The 22,984-nt window shown below is 57.0% G+C and carries 22 protein-coding genes; 9 read left to right on the forward strand and 13 right to left on the reverse strand.

The genetic code is table 11. The annotated features are described in order from the left end of the window. The first annotated feature begins 124 nt into the window (after positions 1–124). From ACIX9_RS21555 to ACIX9_RS21565, 3 genes are read left to right on the forward strand one after another with little or no spacing between them, the layout of a single operon-like run. Positions 125–1,684, forward strand: a complete 1,560-nt coding sequence (locus tag ACIX9_RS21555) for a TolC family protein (protein ID WP_013573004.1) — start codon at positions 125–127, stop codon at positions 1,682–1,684. Further along, the gene (locus ACIX9_RS21560) at positions 1,685–3,268 is read left to right on the forward strand and encodes an HlyD family secretion protein (RefSeq protein ID WP_013573005.1); all 1,584 of its coding nucleotides are present in this window, start codon (positions 1,685–1,687) and stop codon (positions 3,266–3,268) included. Then, positions 3,268–4,827, forward strand: coding sequence for a DHA2 family efflux MFS transporter permease subunit (locus ACIX9_RS21565; RefSeq protein ID WP_013573006.1), 1,560 nt, complete (start codon positions 3,268–3,270; stop codon positions 4,825–4,827). Before ACIX9_RS21560 ends, ACIX9_RS21565 begins: the two co-directional genes overlap by 1 nt. A gap of 4 nt (positions 4,828–4,831) precedes the next feature. Here ACIX9_RS21565 and ACIX9_RS21570 read toward each other — a convergent pair whose 3' ends face one another. The 7 genes from ACIX9_RS21570 to ACIX9_RS21600 form a co-directional block, all read right to left on the reverse strand. Then, on the reverse strand, positions 4,832–6,292 hold the full coding sequence (locus tag ACIX9_RS21570) for an MFS transporter (protein WP_013573007.1): 1,461 nt from the start codon (positions 6,290–6,292) through the stop codon (positions 4,832–4,834). A 5-nt stretch (positions 6,293–6,297) separates the two neighbouring features. Then, entirely contained in the window at positions 6,298–6,660 is a 363-nt protein-coding gene (locus ACIX9_RS21575; protein WP_041598091.1) for a DUF421 domain-containing protein, read from the reverse strand. A 96-nt stretch (positions 6,661–6,756) separates the two neighbouring features. Beyond that, positions 6,757–7,146, reverse strand: coding sequence for a hypothetical protein (locus tag ACIX9_RS21580; protein WP_041598160.1), 390 nt, complete (start codon positions 7,144–7,146; stop codon positions 6,757–6,759). Between the two features lie 139 nt (positions 7,147–7,285). Further along, positions 7,286–7,732: a DUF421 domain-containing protein gene (locus ACIX9_RS21585; protein WP_013573009.1), complete on the reverse strand. Its 447-nt coding sequence runs from the start codon at positions 7,730–7,732 to the stop codon at positions 7,286–7,288. A 283-nt stretch (positions 7,733–8,015) separates the two neighbouring features. Then, complete coding sequence (locus ACIX9_RS21590; RefSeq protein ID WP_013573010.1) at positions 8,016–8,699, reverse strand: hypothetical protein; 684 nt, start codon at positions 8,697–8,699, stop codon at positions 8,016–8,018. A gap of 45 nt (positions 8,700–8,744) precedes the next feature. Further along, the gene (locus ACIX9_RS21595; protein WP_013573011.1) at positions 8,745–9,617 is read right to left on the reverse strand and encodes a ferritin-like domain-containing protein; all 873 of its coding nucleotides are present in this window, start codon (positions 9,615–9,617) and stop codon (positions 8,745–8,747) included. A gap of 81 nt (positions 9,618–9,698) precedes the next feature. Then, positions 9,699–10,589, reverse strand: a complete 891-nt coding sequence (locus ACIX9_RS21600) for a ferritin-like domain-containing protein (RefSeq protein ID WP_013573012.1) — start codon at positions 10,587–10,589, stop codon at positions 9,699–9,701. Positions 10,590–10,969: 380 nt separating this feature from the next. On the opposite strand from ACIX9_RS21600, the gene ACIX9_RS21605 reads away from it, so the two are divergent. Together ACIX9_RS21605 and ACIX9_RS21610 are read left to right on the forward strand one after the other, a co-directional pair. After that, positions 10,970–11,344 carry an ATP dependent DNA ligase gene (locus ACIX9_RS21605; RefSeq protein ID WP_013573013.1) on the forward strand — a complete coding sequence of 125 codons (375 nt, stop codon included), beginning with the start codon at positions 10,970–10,972 and terminating at the stop codon, positions 11,342–11,344. Positions 11,345–11,551: 207 nt separating this feature from the next. Continuing rightward, positions 11,552–12,646, forward strand: a complete 1,095-nt coding sequence (locus ACIX9_RS21610; RefSeq protein WP_013573014.1) for a spore photoproduct lyase family protein — start codon at positions 11,552–11,554, stop codon at positions 12,644–12,646. A gap of 494 nt (positions 12,647–13,140) precedes the next feature. Here ACIX9_RS21610 and ACIX9_RS24280 read toward each other — a convergent pair whose 3' ends face one another. Next, positions 13,141–13,572, reverse strand: a complete 432-nt coding sequence (locus ACIX9_RS24280; RefSeq protein ID WP_157478307.1) for a response regulator — start codon at positions 13,570–13,572, stop codon at positions 13,141–13,143. A 1,077-nt stretch (positions 13,573–14,649) separates the two neighbouring features. On the opposite strand from ACIX9_RS24280, the gene ACIX9_RS21620 reads away from it, so the two are divergent. Further along, on the forward strand, positions 14,650–14,844 hold the full coding sequence (locus ACIX9_RS21620; protein ID WP_041598161.1) for a hypothetical protein: 195 nt from the start codon (positions 14,650–14,652) through the stop codon (positions 14,842–14,844). Between the two features lie 252 nt (positions 14,845–15,096). On the opposite strand, the gene ACIX9_RS21625 is transcribed toward ACIX9_RS21620, so the two are convergent. Together ACIX9_RS21625 and ACIX9_RS21630 are read right to left on the reverse strand one after the other, a co-directional pair. Continuing rightward, on the reverse strand, positions 15,097–15,306 hold the full coding sequence (locus tag ACIX9_RS21625; protein ID WP_013573018.1) for a cold shock domain-containing protein: 210 nt from the start codon (positions 15,304–15,306) through the stop codon (positions 15,097–15,099). Positions 15,307–15,458: 152 nt separating this feature from the next. Next, positions 15,459–16,163, reverse strand: coding sequence for a Crp/Fnr family transcriptional regulator (locus ACIX9_RS21630; protein WP_013573019.1), 705 nt, complete (start codon positions 16,161–16,163; stop codon positions 15,459–15,461). A 256-nt stretch (positions 16,164–16,419) separates the two neighbouring features. On the opposite strand from ACIX9_RS21630, the gene ACIX9_RS21635 reads away from it, so the two are divergent. Beyond that, positions 16,420–16,734: a hypothetical protein gene (locus ACIX9_RS21635; protein ID WP_013573020.1), complete on the forward strand. Its 315-nt coding sequence runs from the start codon at positions 16,420–16,422 to the stop codon at positions 16,732–16,734. Between the two features lie 131 nt (positions 16,735–16,865). Further along, on the forward strand, positions 16,866–17,057 hold the full coding sequence (locus ACIX9_RS21640) for a hypothetical protein (protein ID WP_013573021.1): 192 nt from the start codon (positions 16,866–16,868) through the stop codon (positions 17,055–17,057). Between the two features lie 13 nt (positions 17,058–17,070). On the opposite strand, the gene ACIX9_RS21645 is transcribed toward ACIX9_RS21640, so the two are convergent. Next, positions 17,071–17,388, reverse strand: coding sequence for a hypothetical protein (locus tag ACIX9_RS21645; RefSeq protein ID WP_013573022.1), 318 nt, complete (start codon positions 17,386–17,388; stop codon positions 17,071–17,073). A 252-nt stretch (positions 17,389–17,640) separates the two neighbouring features. Here ACIX9_RS21645 and ACIX9_RS21650 point away from each other — a divergent pair, with 252 nt between their 5' ends. Further along, positions 17,641–19,203 (forward strand): two-component system sensor histidine kinase NtrB, encoded by a 1,563-nt coding sequence (locus ACIX9_RS21650; RefSeq protein ID WP_041598195.1) that lies wholly within the window; start codon positions 17,641–17,643, stop codon positions 19,201–19,203. Here ACIX9_RS21650 and ACIX9_RS21655 read toward each other — a convergent pair. Then, positions 19,187–20,860 (reverse strand): sensor histidine kinase, encoded by a 1,674-nt coding sequence (locus ACIX9_RS21655; protein ID WP_232298973.1) that lies wholly within the window; start codon positions 20,858–20,860, stop codon positions 19,187–19,189. The two genes, ACIX9_RS21650 and ACIX9_RS21655, sit on opposite strands and share 17 nt — an antisense overlap. Before the next feature lie 417 nt (positions 20,861–21,277). Continuing rightward, on the reverse strand, positions 21,278–22,084 hold the full coding sequence (locus tag ACIX9_RS21660) for a Crp/Fnr family transcriptional regulator (RefSeq protein ID WP_013573025.1): 807 nt from the start codon (positions 22,082–22,084) through the stop codon (positions 21,278–21,280). Positions 22,085–22,984 lie beyond the last annotated feature (900 nt).

The following is a 22,984-nucleotide window of genomic DNA, read 5'->3' on the forward strand; positions in this document are numbered from 1 at the left end:
CGCAACATGGCCCTCTTCGAGGAGGAACGTATTTCAGCCACGACGCATCCTACGGCCCAATCAGTTTTTCTGGCTCTTTAGGACTTCCAGTCGGCATGGCTCTGCCCCACGCCTGAGGAGAAGGATGTTTCGTCTGCCACACAGCTCCATTCAGCGCGTTGCATTGGTGAAACTCTCAGCCGCTTTGCTGCTGTGCGCGGGCTTGCGTGCTCTGCCTGCGCAGAGCCCGTCGGAGATGCCGGTTGAGCCCACCCGAGCAGTCCAACTCCCTCTCTCCGGCCGCTCCTCTCAGGCCGGCGATGTCACGGTCATGCAGCGCACCACCAACTCCGGGGGAGGGAACTCGGTCGTCACCATCGACAGTTCCGTCACGGTTCCGGTCCCATATAGCGGCAGCGTTCCAACCGGCGTAGCCTCACCCGACGTTCTCCCCCTGACTCTTGAGTCTGCCCTCGCCATGGGTCTCCGAACGAACCTCGGCGCACTCAGCCAATCCGCCGCAACCGAGCAAGCGCAGGGCCAGCGTGCCGTCGCAAAAAGCCAACTCCTCCCACAGGTGAACACCGTCGTCAGCGAGGTCTTTGAAAAGGAGAACCTTCGCACCCTCGGCGTTAGTCTCCCCAGCATCCCCACCACCTCAAAGTTCAACTACTACGACGCCCGCGCCGTGCGCCTCCAACAGTCTCTCTTTGATCTCGTCAGAATTAGAAACGTTCAGGGCGCGTCGGAAAACGTCCAGGCCAACATCAAGGCAGCCCGCAATACGCGCGATCTGATTGTTCTCGCGGTAGCCGGGTCCTATCTCCAGTTGCTCGCCACCCGCGCCCGGGTCGAAGCGTCGGACTCTCAGGTGAAAACCTTCCGCGCCATCTACCAGCAAGCCGCAGACCGCCGCGCCGCGGGTCTAGCCACCCGCGTCGACGCGGACCGCTCGCTTGTGCAACTCCAGACCCAGCAACAGCGCCTCCGCTCCTTGAAGGCCGACCAGCAAACCCAAAGCCTCCGTCTTGCCCGCATCATCGGCCTCCCCCTCGGCCAACGCTTCACCACCGGCGAACAATACGCCTTTACCCCCGTCACCCTCGTCCTTGAAGAAGATGCCCTCAAAAGAGCCGAGTCCGAACGCTCCGATCTCCAGGCCGCAGCCTCCGACGTCCGAGCCGCCGAACTGGCTGTCAAAGCCGCACACGCAGAGCGCCTCCCCTCCCTCGGCATCAGCGCGGACTTCGGCGCCGCCGGCATCACCCCCACCAACCACTCCACCAGCGTCTACACCGTCTCCGGCACGCTGACTGTTCCCATCTACGAAGGCGGCCGCATCCACGGCGAGATCGTCCAGACCAAGGCCGTCCTCCGCCAGCGCAAGGCAGAGTTCGACGACCTTCGCGGCCAAGTCGACGAAGATGTCCGCCAGGCCTTCATCGATCTTGACTCCGCCGCCGACCAGGTGGGCGTCGCCCAGAGCAACGCCACCCTCGCACGCGAAACCCTCGAGCAGTCACGCGATCGCTTCACCGCCGGCGTCGCCGATACCGTCGAACTCGTTCAGGCCGAACAGTCCGTTGTCCAGGCGGACGACGACTCCATCACCGCCGTCTTCGAGCACAATCTTGCCAAGGTCGCTCTGGCCCGCGCCATGGGCAACGCCGAGCAAACCCTGCCACAACTTCTGAGGAAACCCTAGATGGCCGACCAGCAACCACCAGAGCTTCCGCAGCTTCCCCAGATTCCAACCGACCATCTCCTCCCCAGTGAGGCTGGCGAATCCCACCCCATGATGGACGCCGCCCTATCTACCGGCCACAGCGCCGGACACATCGCAGAGCCCCACGCCGATCTCGCACTCCGCATGCTCTACGACGAGCAAACCCGCCTCCGCACGGAGCTCAACGACCTCCGCAGAAAATCTGAAGAGAAGAAAGATGACAAAAAGAAAGGAGAAAAGAAAGACGATCAAGTTGGAGACGACAAAGAAGAAGAAGAAGGCGGAGATGACAAGAAAGACGGTGAGAAGAAAGACGGTGACGATAAGAAAGAAGAAAAGCCTCCCCTCAAAGAGCGCGTCCATGAAGTGGAAAAGAAGACCAAAGGCTGGACCCGTCAGCATCCCATCGCAACCGTCGCCATCATCGCGGGCGTCATCATCCTCATCATCGCAACCATCCTTCTGGTTCATTACCTCGATAGCTACGAAAGCACCGACGACGCCTTCATCGACGGCCACACCGATCCCATCAGCTTCCGCATCAGCGGCATCGTCTCCAAGGTCTACGTTGAAAATACCTTCCGCGTGAAGAAAGGTCAGCTTCTGGTTGAGCTCGATGACCGCGACAACCAGGTCGCCAGGGAGCAGGCCGCCGCCAATTACGCTCAATCCCAGGCCGCCGTCCGCGCCCAGTCTCCCAACGTAGGCATCACCGCGACCGACCAGAACACCCAGGTCATCAGCCGCGATTACAACGTCATCAACAACGAAGCTCAGGTCGCCCAGGCGGAAGAGCGTTACCGCTCCGCCCTCGCCGACCTCCGCCAGGCCGAAGCCCAGGAGGGCAACGCCATCCGCGAGGAAGAGCGCTACGGCATGCTCGTCGTCAAGGAAGAGGTCACACGCGAGCAGTACGACCAGCGCGCCACGGAACGCCGCACTCAGGCCGAGGTTGTCGCCAGCCGCCGCAACTCAGCCGAGGCCGCCCACAAGTCCGTCACCCAGGCTGAAGCCCAGCTTGAGATCGCAAAGCAGCAAGCCCGCCAGGCCCGCCAGGACACGCCACGCCAGATCCAGATGCAGCGTGAGATGCTGGCCCAGCGTAAGGCCAGCGAGCTTGCCGCCAAGGCCCAGTCAGACCAGAGCCAGCTCAATCTGGAGTACACCCGCATCTACGCACCGGAGGACGGCATCATCGGGGATAAGCAGGTGCAGGTCGCCACCCAGGTCGCACCCGGCCAGGAGCTCTTCGCCCTCACCCAGACCAACGACATCTGGATCACCGCCAACTTCAAGGAGACCGAGATCCGCCGCATGCATCCCGGCCAGGGCGTCACCATCTATGTCGATGCGCTCTCGCAGAAGTTCCAGGGCTACGTGGAAGCTCTCCCCGGCGGCACCGGCGCGGTCTATAGTTTGCTCCCGCCGGAGAACGCCACCGGCAATTACGTCAAGGTCGTACAGCGCCTCCCCGTGCGCATCCGCATCAACGCCGGACAGGACGGGGCGCAGCGCCTGGCTCCCGGCATGTCCGTTGAACCAAAGGTCTGGGTGAATCATTAGTGCCTGAGAGTAGCGGCAAGGGCAGCGGCACCAATCCATGGCTCATTGCGGTGGCGGTCATGATCGCTACCTTCATGGAGGTCATGGATACCTCCATCGCCAGCGTCGCCGTACCCTACATTGCAGGCAGCACCGCCTCCACCACGGATGAAGCCGAGTGGGTCCTAACCGTTTATCTCGTCGCCAACGCCGTCTTCCTCCCCGCCAGCAACTACTTCGCGCAACGCTTCGGCCGCAAGCGATTCCTCATGTTCTCGCTTGCCCTCTTTACCCTCGCGTCTTTCCTCTGCGGCATTGCCCCCACCCTCCCCTTCATCCTCCTGGCGAGAATTATTCAAGGCGCAGGCGGCGGTGCCCTGCAGCCTCTCTCCCAGGCCATCCTCCTTGAAAGCTTTCCGCCCGCCAAGCAAGGCCAGGCCCTCGGTGTCTACGCGCTCGGAGTCGTACTCGCACCCGTCATCGGCCCAGCCTTCGGCGGCTATCTCACCGACACCCTCTCCTGGCGCTGGGCCTTCTACATCAACATTCCCGTTGGCATCCTTGCACTCGTCCTCCAGAGCAAATTCCTGCCTGACTCCAAGCCTGAAGGCAAGAAAGCTGGAGCCTTCGATGGCATCGGCTTCGGCCTCCTCGGTCTCTGGATCGGCTGCCTCCAGTTCATCCTCGATAAAGGCCAGGAGGACGACTGGTTCGCTGACGCACGCATTCGCTGGGCCGCCGGCATCCTCATCGTCACCTTCGTTCTCTTCCTCATTCGTGAGTTCCGCCACAAAAAGCCCCTCGTCGATCTCCGCGCTTTCTCGGACCGCAACCTCGCCATCGGCTGCGCTCTCGTCTTTGCCCTTGGCGCCGTCCTCTACGGCTTGACCACCATCCTGCCGGTCTTCTATCAGACGCTGCTCGGATATAGTGCCACCGCCAGCGGCTTTGCAGTCAGCCCGCGCGGTCTCGGCAGTGTGGCCGCCTCCCTCATCGTCGGCGCGCTGGTCTCCAAGTTTGACGCCCGCTGGATGGTCGCCGCAGGCTTCGCAGTCCTCGGAGTCTCAGGGCTGTGGCTCGCGGATCTCACCCTCGATATCTCTCCATCCACGGAGTTCTGGCCCATCGCCGTCAGCGGCATCGGCCTCGCCATGATCTTCGTACCACTCAGCAAGGTTGCCCTCGCAACAGTCGGCAAGAAGGGCACGGGCAACGCCAGCGGCATCTTCAACTTCCTCAGAAACGTCGGCGGGTCCATCGGCATCTCGGCGGCCAATACCATCGCCCAGCGCCACCTCCAGTCCCATCGCAACGACCTGGTCAGAACCTATACCGGCGCAAGCTGGATTCTTCGGCGTCAACTCACTCTACTCAGCCAGCGCCTCTCTGCTCATGCAGGTCTCGCAGGCCACACCGCAACGCTGCGAGGTTTCTCCATCACCAGCACCACACTGAATGCGCAGGCGCAGCTCTATGCCTATGTGGATGTGTTGCGCTACTTCGGCTTTATCTGCCTCATCTGCGTACCGTTCGCCTTCCTCCTCAGCAAGCCGGCGAAGGACGCGCAGGGTGCCGGCTGATCGATCACTTGCTCTGCAATGGCTTGGAGACTGACTCAAGACTTTTGCCCGCAGCTTCCACCCCGATGATCGCCTCAAGCACAGCGGCTCCAACCATCAGAGCAGCACCCAGCGCGTATCCGGCGGCAACCGCCGGCTTCGAGCCGGTATGAATCAGCACCCCAAACAGCAGCGGAGCGCCCACGCCTCCAATGCAGGTCCCAATCGCATAGAACAGGGCGATTGCAAAAGCGCGGATCTCCAGCGGAAAGATCTCGGACACCGTCAGATAGGCTGCGCTCGCCGCTGAGGATGCAACAAAGAAGATGATGCTGAAGCAGATGCCCAGCCCCCTGAGTCCAAGCGAGCCCGTGGCAAAGGGAAGGCAGATTGCGCCAAGCAGGATGCCAGCAACGGCATACGTCGCGGTGATCATCGGCTTACGCCCAATTCTGTCAAAAAGCGGGCCGAGCACAAACGGCCCGAGGAAACTTGCGATCGCAAACGGCAAGAGCTGCAAAGGAAGCTTTTGGTCGGGCACATGAAAGAACCGTTTGCCGACAAGCGCGTACGTGAAGAAGACCGCGTTGAAGAAGAATGATTGGGCAATCATCAGAGCAAGCCCAAGAAAAGAACGTTGGCGGTTCTCACCCAACATGTTCACGAAGATCTCTTTCCATGGAGTATGGTCGCGAAAGGTGATCTTCAGCTTCTCACCTTCTGGTCGAGTCAGCGCCTTGCCGGAGGAGGTTGTTACACGCTGCTCGACGTCACGGACGATCGTCTCTGCCTCTTCTTCACGGCCTCGCAGCATCAACCAACGGGGACTCTCAGGGACCGCGAGTCGAAGGAGCAGAACAAGAAGCCCAAGGCCTCCGCCGATCCCGAACGCGTAACGCCAACTTGTGGCTTGCGGGAACAGACTCCCCCCAAGGAGCACGAGCGCAGTGACGGAACCGACCGACGCTCCAACCCAGAAAGTCCCATTGACGAAAAGATCCACCGTGCCGCGCACCTTACCCGGAATCAATTCGTCGACTGCGGAGTTGATCGCCGCATACTCCCCGCCGATCCCAAGCCCGGTGAAAAAGCGGCAGACAGCAAAGAAAAGAAACCCATGCGAGAACGCCGTGCATACCGTGGCAACAGAGTATGTTGCCAACGTCACTAGAAAGAGTTTCTTGCGGCCGAGACGATCGGTGAGATGGCCGAAAAGCAGCGCACCGATTACGGCTCCGGCCAGATAGGTGGTCGCGGCAGCAGTGACCTGAGGATCGCTGAGCGAAAGCCCTTGCTTGCTCTCAAGAATGCCAGACAGAGAGCCGACCAGCGTCACCTCCAGTCCATCAAGAAGCCAGGAGGTTCCAAGCGCCGTGATGATGCGCACATGCCAGGAGGACCAGGGCAGGCGATCCATGCGCTGAGGCAGATCGGTTTCGATCTCTCGATCCTCACTCAGCCGTGCTTTGTTCATGGTGTCAGTCATAGGCGTTATTCCTTCTCCACCTTGATGATGCTGATTGCACCATTGCGCTCCAGGACGGCGTACTTCACGTTGAAGATCGACTTGACACCTTTGAGACGGGCAGCGGCCATGATGTCCTCCGGAGCCAGGCTCATGCCGGTCATGACCTCAGCTTGCCAGGCTCCATCCTTCACCGCGACCAGCGGCGTACCATCGACGATAGCCCCGAAAGTGGAGGACTTCGTCTTCGCATAGGAGACGGATCGATGAAGAAGGCCTACAGTCAGAATCGCCATCGCACAGTTGGTGACGGAACGGTCATGACCTACGGTCGCGAGGATAATCACGCCGCCGATCAGGAAGACGATAACAAACTCGAACAGTGTCATCTGGGCTCCCGGGCGCCGGGTCAGAACGCGAACCGTCAGTAGAAGAAAAAAATATCCCACTGCGGCGTGAATAATAGTCGACATAAACCTCTGCCTTTACGGGACGATGTAGACACGAGACTGTACGGCCGAAGCTCCCGGAACCTGAAGCTCGAAGTTTGCCGCCCCCGGCCGGTCAGGCTGCAGCGCAAAGGTAACGGTTGCAGGTACAGCCGTTGCAGGGAAGGTGTAGGTGATGCCTCCACCGCCAATGGCAGACGTCTCCGGCGACGGAATGATGCGCTGAGCTCCAAGCTTATTGACGATACTTTCGCTCGCAAAAAGCTGTATTTTCCCTTCCTGTATGGCGGACGGGTTGAAGTCGATGTGCAGCATGGATGGCGTGCCTGAGCGCTCGATGCGTTCAAAGTGGATCGTCATGGCTGGGCTGATCAATGTGGCATCTGCAAGCGGCCCACGCCCAAACAAACCCGCAAGGTCGGCCATGATCAGAAGCGCAAATAAGATCCAGACAGCACGCTCGAACTTCCACCAGGTCCGCTGAAATCAAGATCTTCGCCAACGGCAACTTCGTCGTTGATCTTCGGGACGGAGTCTTCTACTTGCCTCTGAAACGCAACCTTACTCATTCTGCTTCCTTCTTCACGATGCTGATCTCCCCGTTACGTTCAAGGATGGCCAAGTCAATCTGGTCGAGCGTGAGAATCCCCTGATCGCGCGCCGTCGCCATCACGTCGTCATCCTGTATGCCCATCTTTGAGAGTGTCTCCGCTCTCCACAGACCGTCTTCAAGCAGGATCAGTGGAGTGCCATCAAAAAGCCGCGCAAGCCGGTTGGAACGCGAACGCAGAAACGCAACCCAATAATGCGCAAAGGCAATCGTGATGATCTGAAGCAGGGCATTCGTGAGCGAAGCATCGTCGCCGACCATCGCCGTAAGCGCGAGACCACCCATGAAGAAAACCAGCACAAACTCAAACGGGGTGATCTGCTTGCCTGGACGCCGGCCCACGACGCGCACGATAAAGACAAGAAAAATATAGAAGAAGAATGCTCTCAACACCGCAGCCACGTAGACACCTCATGGCGAACGTACTGCCCTGGAAAACTGAGAAGCCGTATCTGATGGATTGGTTTCCTCCCCCTCCGCTACTGGAGTCACGAAACATGATTTGTGATCTTTTGACGGATACGCTTCCGTGTCGCGTCTCGAAAGTATCGAGTTTACGAAAAGTCTCGGCCGGTTCGCAATGCCGCAGCACATTCCCCAGTGCGGTCCTTACAACATATCCAAGAGCAGCACCCCTGAGCGGACTGACCATCCGCCCAGGGCAGGTTGGTTGATACTGAAGCAATTAAAAACGGTAGTAGGTGCTGATGCTAGGTTCGGTGGTGACACGCCAGCTGCGTGTGCTGATGGCCGAATTCTCGAAGTTCGGGGCGCGGTAGTAGAGGGAGCGTCCTTCAATACGGAAGCCGATGTGCTTGGTGTGAGTGGGGATGTCGAAGCCGGCTTCAAGGAGGCCTGTCTCGCGGAACTGGCCTGAAGCCGTTCCAGGAACGAATTCCACATAGCCGCCGCCGACGTTGACGAAGGGCTGGAAGGGAATGTGTTTCGGGTGGAACTGGTATGCGGCCGTGTACTCATGCATATCCGTCGTGACCTTGGAGGACTGGACGGTGGGAGTGCTGGAGTAGTTGTAGGAGTAGACCTCCGAGAAACGGGAGAATCCGTAGTTGAGCTCAAGTCCGGCCCAGGGCTTGGGATGGAACTGTAGCGAGGTGATGAAGCCTGCGGACCAGGTGGTGTCCTGATGCTGGTTTGAAACGGTCTCGCTGAGGGTGCCGCCACCGACGCGCGGCACGTTGAAGGTGCCGGAGGTTGGGTTGCTATCAAGCGGCGTGGAGAAGAGGCCGGTGCCGCCAACGGAGATGCTGGCTCCGTAAGGCTTGAAGACATCCTTATAGAACTGGGCGTTTGCTGCCGATGCGCCAAGCGCGACGAGGGTGATTGCTGTGGTGCGAAGAAGCTGCTTCATTTAAATCTCCTGAATGGTGTTGCCGGGACCGAAGTTTGTGTCGAGTTAGCTGGTGATGATGGTTCCGTTGAGGCCGTTGGGGAAGAAGCCGCCCTTGGAGACGCCGGTCTGACCGGCTGCGGCGTAGACGATCTGCAGGACCTGCGAGGTGGTTCGGACGGGGGTAAGGCCCGTTGTGTTGCTGGTGTTGAAGATCTGGGTGGCGGTGGGGGGCTGGTCTAAAGAGTCCACGGCTGGGGAGGTCACGCCGAGAGCGATGCAGAGCTCGCGGATGAAGCCTGCATGCTGGGACTCTGTATCGAGGATCTGGGCTGCATAGGTGAGAGCGGCGGTGCTGGAGGTGAGGTACTGGGCTCCGCCGATGTAAGCACTGACGCCGACAGCTTCCAACTGACGCGAGGCTGCAAGGAAGGTCGCGTCCGAGGTGACCGCGCCGCCTGCCGCGAGGTTGATGCTGGGCATGGGAACGGGTGTGCCGCCGACGGCGGTGATGGTGGAGCGGAGGAACTCAACGTGCTGGCGCTCATGAGTGGCTAGCTGGTTGGCTACGGCCGCAACGATGGGGTTGACGAAGGAGACCTTGGCGCCGCCGGTGACGCTGCCTGCGCCGGTGCCCATGTCGGCTGTGGAAAGCCCAGTGCCTGTGGTGACGTAGAGGTAGAAGCTGGCCTCGAGGTACTCAAGATTGAGGGCGAAGTTGAGGACGTCCAGGACGGAAGGAGTGCTGGAAGCGAGGGGCACGGAGCCATCGCTGGAACAACCGGCAAGGCTGCCTGAGAAGGCGGTGGCTGCGCCTGCGACTGCGAGGGTGGAGAGGACGCAACGGCGGCTGGTGAGGACAGAAGAACGGTTCTCCACAAGCTTGGCACTCTGGGTGGAGAGGGTGTCCGGGGTTGGATCGGTGAGGATGACTGACATGAGAGGTTTGCCTCCTGGCAAGGTGTTGGGCACGTTGATGTAGTTCGCTAGCGGTTCAGGGGGAAGCAGGTGCGCTACACGCTAGGTGGACTTGACGTTGCCGTTGACGCCATTGGGGAAGAAGCCACCCATGGTCACGCCGGTAGTGGGAGTGGTGGTAGTCGCAGTGGATTTGCCATAGGCCACGCCGAGGACCTGCGAGGTGTTGCGCGCGGGCGAGAGCGCGTTGACGGCATCCACGGTGAAGTAGTTGGTGGCGGTTGGGGGGATGTCCTGCGCGTCGATGGCGGGGCTCACGACGTTCTGGGTGACGCAGAGGTAGGCCAGGGCACCGGCATGCTGCCCTTCCGCGCCGAGAATCTGGCCTGCGGTGGTGAGGACGCTGGGATTCGAGACGAGAAGCTGTGCGGAGCCGACGTATGCCGAGCCGCCGAGCGCGGTGAACTGGCGTGCGGCGGCCAGGAACTGAGCCTGCGTCGTGACCGCACCGTTGGCGGAGAGGTTGATCAGGGGCTGCGCGATGGGCGTGCCGCCGAGCGAGGTAATGGCGGAGCGGAGATCGGCAATATGATTGACTTCATCGTTGGCGAGCGCCTGGGCTACGGCCATGGTGTTGGCGGTGAGAGCGATCTTGGGGGGTGCGCCCTGTACGGCTAAGCCGCCACCGTTGAGCGATAAGCTGAGGCCTGAGCCGGTGGTGACGTAGAGATAGAAGTTGGCTTCGAGGTACTCGAGGTTGAGGGCGAAGTTGAGCACGTCCGTGATAGATGCGGTTGCGGTCTGCGCATGGGCCTCGCGTTCGCCGGCCACCATTCCGATCGCGGCTGCGCTGAGCATGGCACCAAGGAAGCCGCGACGATTCAGGTGCTGGATGGTGCGATCAAAGGCGAGGATTCTACGGTCAGTTTCGAGCTGCTCTACGTTAACCGTCTCGGTGGGGCAAAGGAGTGACTTCAGGTTGTAACGGGACAAGGGACTGCCTCCAAGGCGCGGGTGATCGTGTTCCGGAAATCTCCGGAATGTCATAAAACTAAGTTGTGGTTGGGTAAGCTCGATCTACGTACAACTCACCTACGGCAGCCCGTTGGAGGCTGATTGACGAGGGACATCATTGTTTTTTGCTTCATTGGTAGAGGAGAAGTGAAGGAAGATGGTTGCCCAGCATACGGCGGAGGTCGAGTGTTCCTGATCGAAGGGATCAACATAGCCGGTATCAAAGCGACTGACTATTCGTCAGTGACGAAACGCTTCCAGTGCTCGACGAGGTCCCAAGGTCGAGCGATCAAACCCAGTCATTGAAGACTTAGTTCAAAACCTCCAAATCTAGTGGGCCCTCTGTCGGGTAAGAACATATGCTTTGGCTAACTAGCAATCTGGGTCTCGACTCCATCATCATTGGCTTTTATCGAGGCAAAGAACCGGTCTACGCCTCTCGCGTTCGTGCAGGATTCGTCCGGGCCACACGCCGCAAGGTCTTCGAGCAAATCAAACATCTCACCTCGCCGAAATACCCGTTTACCAAGCTGCCCGAAGCCGCAAGCGGGCATTGGGGTCAGGGACTCACAACCGAGAAGATGAAAGAGTGTGTCTGGCTCAAGCTGGAAACAGTCGCGCAAATCGAGCCCTTGGCGTGGACCGGCGCGGACCATCTGAGACACATTAAATTCGTCGGCTTACGCGACGACAAGGACCTTGGAAACCTAATAAGGAAACTTAGGTGCGCCTGAATCGCGAGCAGCTGATGACGCTGTGAAACACAGAAGACATGCCGCCTCCACGACTTTACCCGGGGGTTGATCACAATCCGGTCGTGGCTATCCGACAATCCAAACAGCTGGCCCATTCTCGATTCCGCTTTTCGCAGGACGAACAACACCCTATATGGCGGAGAATTCCAGGGCACCCAAACCTCATTGGCAGCTATCGAATTTGGGATGGAAAAAGAGCTACAAGAAGCCGGCGTCGTTCAAGGCAAGCTCTGGCATCCTCGCAGGGTGCTCATTACCCCTGAGGCCCTGAAGCTGGCACATGGTCAGGCCATGCTATCCCGAGCCGAGCAGCTTGGCGCAGAAGTGATCAAGCTGAAGGCTAACCGGTTGACAGGGTTCACCGCCGAAGATGAACGCAGTGCTTACGCACATGCCAAGACGAGCTTTGCTATCGTGATCTCGCCTCCGGGGCAGCGCCGTCTGCAACCGATACCGCCTTCAGCGGACTGGCAGTTCCACATCGCACAGGGCTGTCCCGCGCACTGTCAGTACTGCTACCTTGCCGGATCCCTGAGCGGGCCTCCAGTGACCCGCGCTTACGCGAACCTACCGGAGATCCTCGAAGGCCTTTATGAGTATCTGGGGAAGGGAACCATAACCTCGAAGTCTCGCGAACGTGCTGAGGAGGGCACTACATTCGAAGCCTCTTGCTACACCGACCCTCTTGGTATCGAGCATCTGACCGGTGCTCTTGCAGAATCGATCCGTTTCTTTGGTGCATGGGAGGCACCCGTCCAGCTTCGTTGGACTACCAAGTTCGACGCAGTAGACCATCTCATGAAGCTGGACCATCACAGACGAACTAGAGTTCGTTTCTCCCTTAATGCGGCTAGCATTTCACGCGACTTCGAGGGCGGCACCGCCAAGCTTTCCCAGCGACTGAGAGCTCTACGCAAGATGGCTCTGGCCGGCTACCCAGTCGGTCTAACGATCGCACCTATCATGCCGGTGGAGAACTGGCGTGGCGAATATTCGACGTTGATCTCTGATATTGCTCAGTCTCTCGTAGGCGTGCCCAATATAGATTTGACGGTGGAATTGATCACTCACCGCTTCACCCCAACCTCCAAGGATGTCTTGATCGGCTGGTATCCGAAGAAGACCCTCGACCTACGGGAAGAAGTCCGCACCCAGAAGCGCACCAAGTTTGGAGGCTTCAAGTACGTCTATCCAAAGGATTCGATGGCAGAAATGCAGCAGTTTTTCAGAGAACTGCTTACTCAGCGCTTGCCCGGATCAAAGATCCTATATTGGACGTGACGGGATACTGACGAAAGGGAAATCGAAGTGCAGGTCACAAAGCCATGACGCAGGACCGTTGATCTTTGGTCATGCAATATGCCGGAAGCGCCTTGATTGCAAAGGAGTGACAATTCGCGAAGCTACCGACTCGCGTAGATTGTTTGTTTCCGCACATTAGGTATCTCATCGAATATCGCTACGCCGTCCCTGGCCTCTAGGGAAATGGGGCAGAGAGGGTTCCCGTCACCAGCGACTTATGCTTTCATCTGCGAGCTGACGAGCCACCGCGGGTCGAGCGATACCAAGCCTATGCCGTCCACAAATGCTGGGGCATCGTGGGAGCGGACGCTTAAGTTGTTCGAATTACTTAGCCAAACAACCTGTCCTCGACTCAGCACGCCTCCCGAACAGGATGAAGCCTGGCTAAAAGAAGCGGCACAGAGATAAGGGATGTTTTGGGCGGCGACGTAGGGCTGCTGAAACGCGTGTGGTTTATTCAACTGCTGCTCCGATCAAACGGTTGTTGTCATTGTTTCAATTGGAAGTTTCGATCTCTGCGGACTGCTCCCTGGCTGGGTGTGAAGTGCCCAGCCAAGACAGTTGTTGTCGATCGTGCGGATCAGTTCTTTGCGATCCACCGGTTTTGGAAGAAATGCCCAGCGCCGCTTCTGAAGTTCCTGGAGTGGCACAACGTTCGGCAGAGCACCAGAGAGCACTAAGACCGGTAGCGCCGCCCGATCCTTTGTGAGATGGCGTGCTAATTCGAAGCCGTCCATCTCCGGCATCTCCAGATCGGTTATGAGCATGTCATACCGTCTCGTCTGAGCCTGTTGTATCGCACTCTGACCATTCGATGCCTCAGCGACGGCGTAGCCGACTTGACGCAGGAGGGTCTTCGTCAGCTCTCGCACGAGATGGTTATCGTCGACGAGCAGGATAGTCACAGTAGCTCTCGCATTACGCAGGCTGTGCGTGACTTTGGTGTGGGTAAGAGAGTGGGGTATTGTCATAGGAGCCTTTGAGTGTCAAAGCTGACACAATCGCCTTTCCTCAAGCTCTCGTAACCATCCGTCCGGATGCTGAGCTATTTCTTGTTTGCTGGATCGTGCACAGTGCGTCCCAGGGAAGAGAATGAGCGTTCCAAGAGGCAGCCCTTTCTCTCGCCATCCAAGATTTCATAAAGTTACGAAGATGTTCTGCCCTCTAGCGGGCAAAGTTGCCACTCTGCCTCGAAGCCGATGTTTTTGGGAAAGCCGCCCGATGGCTTAGTTGTGGACACGCCGGAGCGGCTGCCGGGGCCTCTCAGATCAATGGAAGTTGCGGTCGCACTTGCGTCAAGATACGTTCGCTGACGCGTCATGCGGCCGAGTTCTTCGCTAGCCTGCCTTGTCAGTTCCTATCAGTCGTGCAATGCGCTGTAACATGCCGGCTAGGGATCACCCAGTTTTCGACGGCGGTATAAGCTGTTTGACACGAGCTTGGGCCGATGCCGAGGAGGAGGACTGGACCGTTGCTATCGAAGTTGCTGCTGTACCTGTCTCACAAAGGTCTCCGGCGGAACAAGTACAGGCACTTGAAGAACGTTAGTACGTTGAGGATCTCCAGCCAGCGAAAGCTGCTGCTGCTCCGATTCCGGTATTGTGTGGCAAATGACGAGTAAGTCGTAGCCGACCTCAGCCGTGCGACCTTGGAACTCCTCGTGTCCGTGTGCAACTTGCACTTCTAAACCGACACGTTCTAGGATTCTTCTTCGCGTATCCAACAGGACAGGATCCAGTCCGTAAATCAGGATCTTTCCGGTTTGGGGTGCGTCGGCATTTGTTGATTCCCTCACTAGAATGCAAAGATCAGAAGAAACTCGCCGAAAGGCATAACCATCTGATCTCTAGAAGTCCAAGCAGCTGATGGCTACTTAAGAAAGGACCGCTTTGTATTCCGGGGACCTTTCCTTACGCCTAAGAGCCGCCAACGCCACTACCGCAGAAGATAGCGTAAATCATGCTGCTTTTATCGTGCGGGAGATGGTCAATCCTCTGGAGTCGGTCAACAACCAGGCTTATCTCCTGTATCTCTCAGCACAGGAACCCGATCAGGTCGTTCAGTTGATCGCCATGCTCCAGAGCCAACTCACTATCCTCAATGAGATTGTGCAGAGCGCCCTTAATGCCGCTAAGAATGAGCCTGATCCTGAATCTGCGAAAACTCCCCGCGTTTGACCGTATTGAGTGAAAACTCCCCGCAATGATGTTCGGATTGAGCAGCCTGAAGGGTAGAGCCACCGTGGCGCGGGCGAATAATCTGACAGCACTTCGAGCAGATAGACTCCTCGAGCGGACCAAGGCGTTTGATAAAGTCGCGTAAAGCTGGCATGAATGTCCTTTCCACAATGGGGGCTATAAGGGCTGCTCTGAGGGTGGAAGAGAATGCGGGGCATCGTGCTTGTGGCCGCCAACGCAGCCTCTACGTTACTAAACCGCTGCTCGGCTGACGCGATCTGCCTGAGGACGGCCCGTCTCGCCCTGGATGATGTCGAAGGTAACGGCATCACCTTCCTCAAGGCTCTTGTAGCCGTCAATCTGGATAGGGCTGTAGTGCACAAAGACGTCAGGATCTCCCTCACGCCCAAGGAATCCATAACCTTTTGCATTGTTGAACCACTTCACTGTGCCTTTGTACATGGGTGCCACCTCCTGACCAACGTTCACACCGACCCACAGGGCGCGGCGAGGAGAAAAGTTCAGCGATCCGAATGGGCAGCACTCTTTTCAGTCAACAACAGTTGTAGTCAGCAGAGTAAAATCGCTCTTCCCTTAAGCCGACACAAGGAGAATTATTCCTGCGTTTTGTATAAGGCTTGAAAAAGGCGCTGAGAAACTTTGTAGCAGTCACAAGCGGCAGCTTCCAGATTCTCGCGGGAGAGACTTGTTACTTTTCCGCGCCGGTACTCGATCATCCCTGCCCGCTGTAAGGTGCCAGCCGACACCGCTACCGTGGTCCTGCGTGAGCCAAGCATCTCTGCCAAGAACTCTTGAGTCAGCGGCAATAAATCTTCCTGAAGACGATCCTGAACCATCAGGAGCCAACGGGAAAGCCGTGCCTCGTTGTCGTGAAGCTTATTACAGGCGGCAATCTGGCTCATCGTGAGTGTCTGTTGCTGAGCCAACTCCAGAATCCTGGTGCGGATCTCTTCCGAGTCGAGGAACGCGGCCTTCAAATCTGCGAAGAGGATTTTGTACCCAGATCCTGCCACCTGCATGAAGCATTCTGAAGGAGGAGCGGACGGGCCGAGAAGAGAGATGCAGGAGGTGATCCCCTCTCGGCCGATGACGGCGACCTCGGCACTTCCGCCCTCAGGCAGGTTCACCACCACGCTCGCGATGCCTGAAAGCATGATGTAGGCGTGCTTCGGCTGCTCGTCCTGCGCCTGAAGCGGAGTTCTAATAGGGAGATCGACTGCCTTTGACAGGTCGATCAGGCGCTTGCGACTCTCCGGGGAGAGGGCTTCGAGCAGCAGGTTTGTGCGTGGGGCGGCCATGAGGCTCCATTGCTGCAGAGGGGCCGAAGCTCTGCGTTCAAAACCGTACGTGAGAGACCAGATCTCTGTTGAGAGAATACGAACTGAATCTGATAGAAGTCGGTCGGCAGAATGACACAGCCGGTGCTTTCTCCAAGCGTTGTGTCGACTATCGCCTCTAGGCAGCCGGATTCAGGCTTGTTCTTCTGGGTCCGGCTGTGAGATCCTACCCCGCACACTTTCTCCGGATCTAACGACCGTTGGGCGGAGTAGACGGATGAACCCCAGGGAGATCACCCCACTCTTGCTCGATAAAAGGCATAAGACCGACTTCTTGGAGCAGTTTGACCGTTCGCTCCGCTTGGCCGAAGAAGACGTAGCTGCAGTTGCGAAGGATGGTGCTATCGAAGGAAATCTCACCGCCATCGTAGCCAAGTACGCAGCGGACCAGAGTGCAACCTACGAACCTGGTTTGATCAATTTGAAGGTGTTCGCCAGTGATGGTGCGGCCGGTGATCGTAGTCACGATGAGCTCCTGAAAGGGTGGATGAATCACTTTCTGCGAACTTGCCGTGCCTGCGGACAGCATTAAGATTCTGACGGTGCTGAACGAGTGGCCCGAATGAACAATTCTCTTATCTGCCACGCTGCGGACAGACGAGTACTTGCAAATTCGTTACGCTGATGATGCTACAGGACGCAATCTCAGTCACAAGGAAAGTTATGGCCGCTGAACACAAACACATCGCCATCCTCTCGGCCGAAACCGCAGGACACGGAATTATCATCCATTTCTCAGATGGCACGACCACCCTATTTCAGACGCACTTTCTGTATGAAGTCCGCGAGGAAGACGGCAACGTCGCCCTTACGGATCTGAGTGAGGACGACCTTATGAAGGGTTTCGACGACTGAGGCAGATCTGCCGCTAATGGTAGAAACGAGCGGCGTTGCGCTCGGAGCTTCTGTAAGCCGACCGCTCCTCAATCTGAAGGATCTCGTTATAGCCGGTGGAGTCGTCATCGTAGACGAAAGACAAGCCCAGTGAGTCGAACTTCAGGAAAAACTCCTCCCAGTCGATCGTTCTCACATCCTTATGGTCTTTTGCCTGTTCGGCAAGCATGAACCTGATGAGCGCCGGCTCCGAATCGATGTCATGGGGCAAGACCTCTGTCGGAACGGCGTGATTGGCATCCGCCCAACGGCGGATCTCGGTGTGATCGGTTACTGGTCCAATGATAGGCATTGCTCCTCCGCCCGTAGACGTGACAACGGCTTTGGCACTTCGATGCAAGGGGGCATTCACAGGCTGCAAGGTTTTGGTGTCCTCAAAGCGAGGAAAGTGGTATCCTACTCATAACAAACGACTTACGTCCGATAATGAAGATTACGTATAGTTGAGCCCATCGTGGTTGGCTTGGACTATGCCCCAGAGGCCTTTCGGTTGCGTTAAGCGCATCTAAAGGGTCTTATGGATGGCCACACGGAGCACGGCGCAATGAGCAGCGGCCAGACGGGTGGCAAAGCTCTTGTTGTCGGCAAGGGTGAGATGGCGGCAGCAATTCGCGGCTTTGATTGGGACAAGACAGAACTTGGTTCCTTAGATTCCTGGTCTCCCACACTCCTGTCTTTGGTCAATCTGCTCGTGTGCTCGCCCCTGCCCGCCACATTGTCCTGGGGACCAGACCTGATCTTTCTCTATAACGATGCGGCCATTCCCACTCTGGGGCCGAAGCACCCGGGAGCTTTAGGCGGCCGATACCGCGATGTGTTCAAGGAGGCCTGGAGCATCGTCAGGGGGGATCTAGAGGGCTGTTTGAGGGATGGAGACACGCCGGTCCGGGAGAACGTCATGATTCCCCTTATGAGGGGCGGCAAACTCCTTGAGAAGTATTGGACCTACTCTCTAATTCCCGTTTACGACGGTGGCAGGATCGTTGCAGTCTATAACCCTTACCAAGAGACCACGGAGGGGGTTGTCGCTCTGAGGGAGCGCGAGGCGGCGACCGCCCAGCTGAAGCAGGTGCTGGAAGACACGAGCGAATCGGTTATGACTGTCGATCGCGAGTGGCGGGTAACGTACATGAACCCCCGCGCCTTGCAGGTCTCCGCTCCGATCAATCCAGTTGGATTGAACATCTGGGACTGCTACCCTGCGTTCCTCTATGAGAATTCGCCTTGGGTAGAGCATTATCACCGAGCAATGGATGAACAAGTTTCTGGCTCATTCGAGGCATACTACTCAGATCCAATCAATGTGTGGGTGCTTGTCCAGGTTCAGCCGACACCCAACGGCATCACCATTTTCTTTCGGGATATCACCAAAGAGAAGCAATCAGCAGCAGCCCTTATCCAGACTGAAAAGCTCGCTGCAGTCGGCCGGCTGGCGTCCTCCATTGCACACGAGATCAACAATCCTCTCGAGGCTGTGACCAACCTGCTTTACATAGCTCGAACCGCAATCGACCTACCTGAAGCAATCCGGGAGACCTTAGATCAAGCAGACCAAGAGCTCGGCCGCGTCGCGCTCATCACGAACCAAACCTTACGGTTTCACAGGCAGAACACGCTACCACAGGACGTGACTTGCCTAGATCTCTTCTCAACTGTTCTGGCCATGTACGAACCGAAGATTAGGAATCTGGGTATACAAGTTGAGAAACGGAAACGGGCGAATAAGCCTGTCAGGATTTTCGAAGGAGACATCCGCCAGGTTCTCAATAACCTCATCGGAAACGCGATAGACGCGATGAAGGCTGGAGGAAGGCTCATCGTCCGAAGCCGTGAAGGAACACGCTGGACCACTGGCGAGAAAGGACTGGTCCTTACAGTCGCCGACACCGGGGGCGGCATGTCTCCGGAAGTCGCAATACGGGTTTTTGAGGCTTTCTACACCACGAAGGGAATCCTGGGGAGCGGGCTCGGCCTTTGGATCAGCAACGAGATTGCTAACCGCCACCATGGTTCTCTCAGAATGCGAAGCTCACAAGGCGAATCCCACGGCACCGTCTTCACCCTCTTCCTGCCATTTGTCAGCCGGAATCTTATTGATCCTGCTTAGGGACCGCATCGCTTCCAAGCAGCGGCGATCCTTCGTAAGATGTTTGGAGAGGCAGGTAAATTCTTACCGCTGTCCCATGCTTTTGCAGGTCGTCATTACTCTGCAACTCGATTCGGCCGCCATGTCCTTCGACAAATTGCTTTGCGACAAAGAGACCGATGCCGGTGCCTATCGCACTACGAGTTGTAAAGAATGCATCGAAGACCTTAGGTATGTGCTGAGCTGCAATGCCGACGCCGGTGTCTCGGATCGTAATAAGAACGCCGCTATCTTCGCCGTTGATGTCTTCGGTTGATACGCCCAGCGTCCCGCCGCTGGGCATCGCGTACATTGAGTTCGCAATGAGGTTCGAGACTATTTGCATCGTTTCACCCTGGCGCAGAAAAAGCATTTGGGTGGAGCGCAATGATTTCTCGATAACAATACCGTTGAGCGTGCATCGCGGCTCATAGACGGCGACCGCGTGTTGCACAAGATCAGAAACAGAAACTGAGCTCACTGCGGTGTGCTCATGGTAGAAGCCGAGAGTTTGCTTCGCTATGTTAGAGATTCGGGCAATTTCACTTTCAGCAGTAGCCAGATATGCGAGGCCAGCCGTGTCCACGATCAGAGGACGCAGTAGGTAGAGCAGATTCGTGACGGCTTCGAGAGGGTTGTTGACCTCATGGGCGATGGTTGAAGCCATCCGGCCCGCAGCGGCAATTTTCTCTGCCTGTAAAAGGGACTTTTCGATTAACTTGCGCGCGGAGATGTCACGCAGAACTTTTGAAGCCCCGATCACATTTCCAAATGCATCTCTGACTGGCGATACGGTGAGGGCGACTTCGATGCGCCGACCATCTTTGGTTAGGCGTTCGGTTTCGAAGTGCTCAACCCGTTCTCCGTTGCGAACCTTCCCGATTATCAGCGTCTCGTCGGAGTGAAGCTCGTCGGGGATGAGTTTGAGGATTGATTCTCCCACCATCTCCTGTGAGCTATAGCCAAAAATGCGACTCGCCCCAACGTTCCAGCTTGTGATGATGCCATTTAGATCTTTGCTCAAGATCGCGTCATCGGACGAGGAGACGATGGCAGCGAGTTCACCCTGGTGCCGCTGGGCTTCTTTTGAGCTTCCAAGCGCTTCTTCCACACGGGCTATCGACGTTCGATGTTCGAACAAGACCATGACTTGGCGAGCAAGCGCCTCAAGCGCCTCGATCTGATCCGCGGACAGTTCGCGAGGTTCCGTATCAATAACACACACAGTTCCCATGACAAGGCCGCCAGGAGCAACAATCGGCGCTCCGGCATAGAAGCGTATGTTGGGATCACCCAGAACCAGTGGATTGTCTTTGAAGCGAGGATCTGTTCGTGCGTCTGTCACGATCAGCGTCTGCGCGTCCACGAGGGTATTCGCGCAAAAACTTTGGGAGCGAGGCGTTTGGTGGGCACCGAGACCACGCTCTGACTTGAACCACTGTCGATCGCTGTCGACCAGCGAGATTAGCGAGATCGGTGTTTCACAGATGAATGCTGCTAATTTAGTTATGTCTTCGTAACTTTGTTCTGGCAAAGTGTCGAGAACGCCGTACGCGCGCAAGGTCTTTAGCCGTTCGGATTCGTGAGCCGGTATGGGTGATCTTGACGCCAAACGCTGACAATCCTCCGAAACGGCCACAGGCCCAGTAAAGCAGCGCTGTCGGCTACCTGACAAACGGAATCGGTCAGCGAGCAGTCGCACCAGGACGCTTCCTAAATCGACCGGACCGGGCATGGTCAATTTACCAACTAAGGGGCTGGCAGTAAGCGGGGACCCTCGTGACGCGCCGTCGGACGGTCCTAGCCTGTCACGTCCGGCAGTTCCGTTTGATGAGCTCGAGAGAAGACGATACTCAAAAGCGAAGCTCACAAGGCGGAAATTCCCGGAAACGTCTCTAACCCTGTTCCCGCCATCTGCCAGCCGGAATTTCATCGATCCTCTCTAGAGTATAGGTGCAGCATCTGATTTCCGGCCGATATCTCGGTTTATGTATCGTGAATCGCGGAAGTCCATATCGGACCCAATTATGAGAATCATCAACAGCTTAGTTGGAGTTCACCGACCAGTGCTGTCTCGTTTGCCGCGAACTAAGCGCTTAGGTGCTTCTATACCTCTCACAATCGCGTTTGAGCGTTTGGCTATTTTGGAGGCCGCGTGCTGCTGAATGGGTAGAAGAGAGGGCTTCGCAGCATTAGGTTCGAAAATTTGATCGTGCAAGACTACGTTCAGCAGCGATTTATGGACGTGGATGCGACCGTTGTATTCGAGGAATCCGTGCTTGCGAAAGCGGTTCATAAAGAAGCTGACGCGAGAGCGGGTCGTTCCGATCATGTTTGCGAGTGTCTCCTGGGAGATCTTGGGGAGCATCATCTCAGGTTCGCCAGGTTTCCCGAATTCTGCCATTAGCAGGAGAATACGAGCGAGCCGCTTCTCGCTGGAATTGAAAAGCTGGTCGACGAGATCAGCCTGCGTCCTCATGCTCCGGGTTAGAAGGAACGCAAGGAACAGGTCGGAAAAAGCATGTTCTTCGTGAACCACCCGAATCATTTCTATTCTGTCTATCTTTAGGACAGTGCAGGCGCTCACAGCAGTAGCAGTCGCAAGGCGAAGGCCCGCAATTGCACTGATTGACTCCTCCCCAACAAAGTCGCCTGGACCGAGAAGGGTGATAGTGGCTTCTTTACCCTTTTGCGACACGACGGTCAGTTTTGCCCTACCTTTCTGAAGGTAGAAAACCGAATCAGCCGCGCTACCCTGCGCGAAGAGAGTCCCTTTGTTCTTAATTTGTACGATCTTGCGTCCAATTCCAGCTGCGGCTAGAAAGGCCACTGGATCAAAAGAGTGGGGCTTGAACTCCGGCATGATGACTTCGATCTGTCCCCTGGGAAGTCGGTCTAGATCCAGACACGTGGCAGGCAACAGCTGTTTGATGCCGTTATGTAACGAATGCGACGCAGACAGCCGAAGAAGGGTGATCTAAAGGCAGCGGCTGGCGGCACACGGTGCGCCTGAAGAGCTGGGAGACGCTTTGCAGAGTCGGAAATTGTTACGACTGTTGTTTGCTGGAACTTACCTTAGGTTCGAGCGTCGTGTTCGCGGCAAGTGCGGGAACGATGAAGGGACGCGCAGTCGATCTCGTCCGATGTAGAGTCCCAATCGCCTTCAGCAGCTCATGCGGCTTGCATGAAGCTTCAATTCTCTCGTCGTACAAGTGATCTTCAAGCACCCTCTGGGATGCTCCCAGAAAGAGGATCCGCGCACCGGGCCATTCTGTCCGAACAAATCTCGCAGCGAAGTCGAGGGCCGCAGGGCCGAGCAGCTCGCTGAGCAATGCAATTCCAAAGAGACGCGGGCTGCACAAAGAAGCAAGCTCCCTGATATCTCGCACTGTAGTGACTCTGTAGGACGCCTCGGTCAACATAAGCGCTCTGTCAGGGAGAAAGGACAGGTCCGGTTCGACAAGAATCAGGCTTGACTCTTCCCTGCTTTCATCTCTTTGAGCTTGCAGTCGAGAGATACCGGTGATGGGTGTATCCGCAGGGTACGGTCGAGAAACGTCAAGCATCAGTCACCTCAGGATTGCTGAGACGATCATGCGTCCCACCAACAGTGAAAGCTGATCTGTATGACACAGTTCTTGGAAAATCACCGGGGCCGAGAGGGGTGATGCACTTGAAGATCAGCCGGAAGGCATCTTTGGTTTGGAACCTCCACGTCCAATGCCACAGCTTTACTAGGATCACTCTCACAAAGAACCCTCAT

This window comes from Granulicella tundricola MP5ACTX9 (genome assembly GCF_000178975.2).
GTDB classification, from domain to species: domain Bacteria; phylum Acidobacteriota; class Terriglobia; order Terriglobales; family Acidobacteriaceae; genus Edaphobacter; species Edaphobacter tundricola.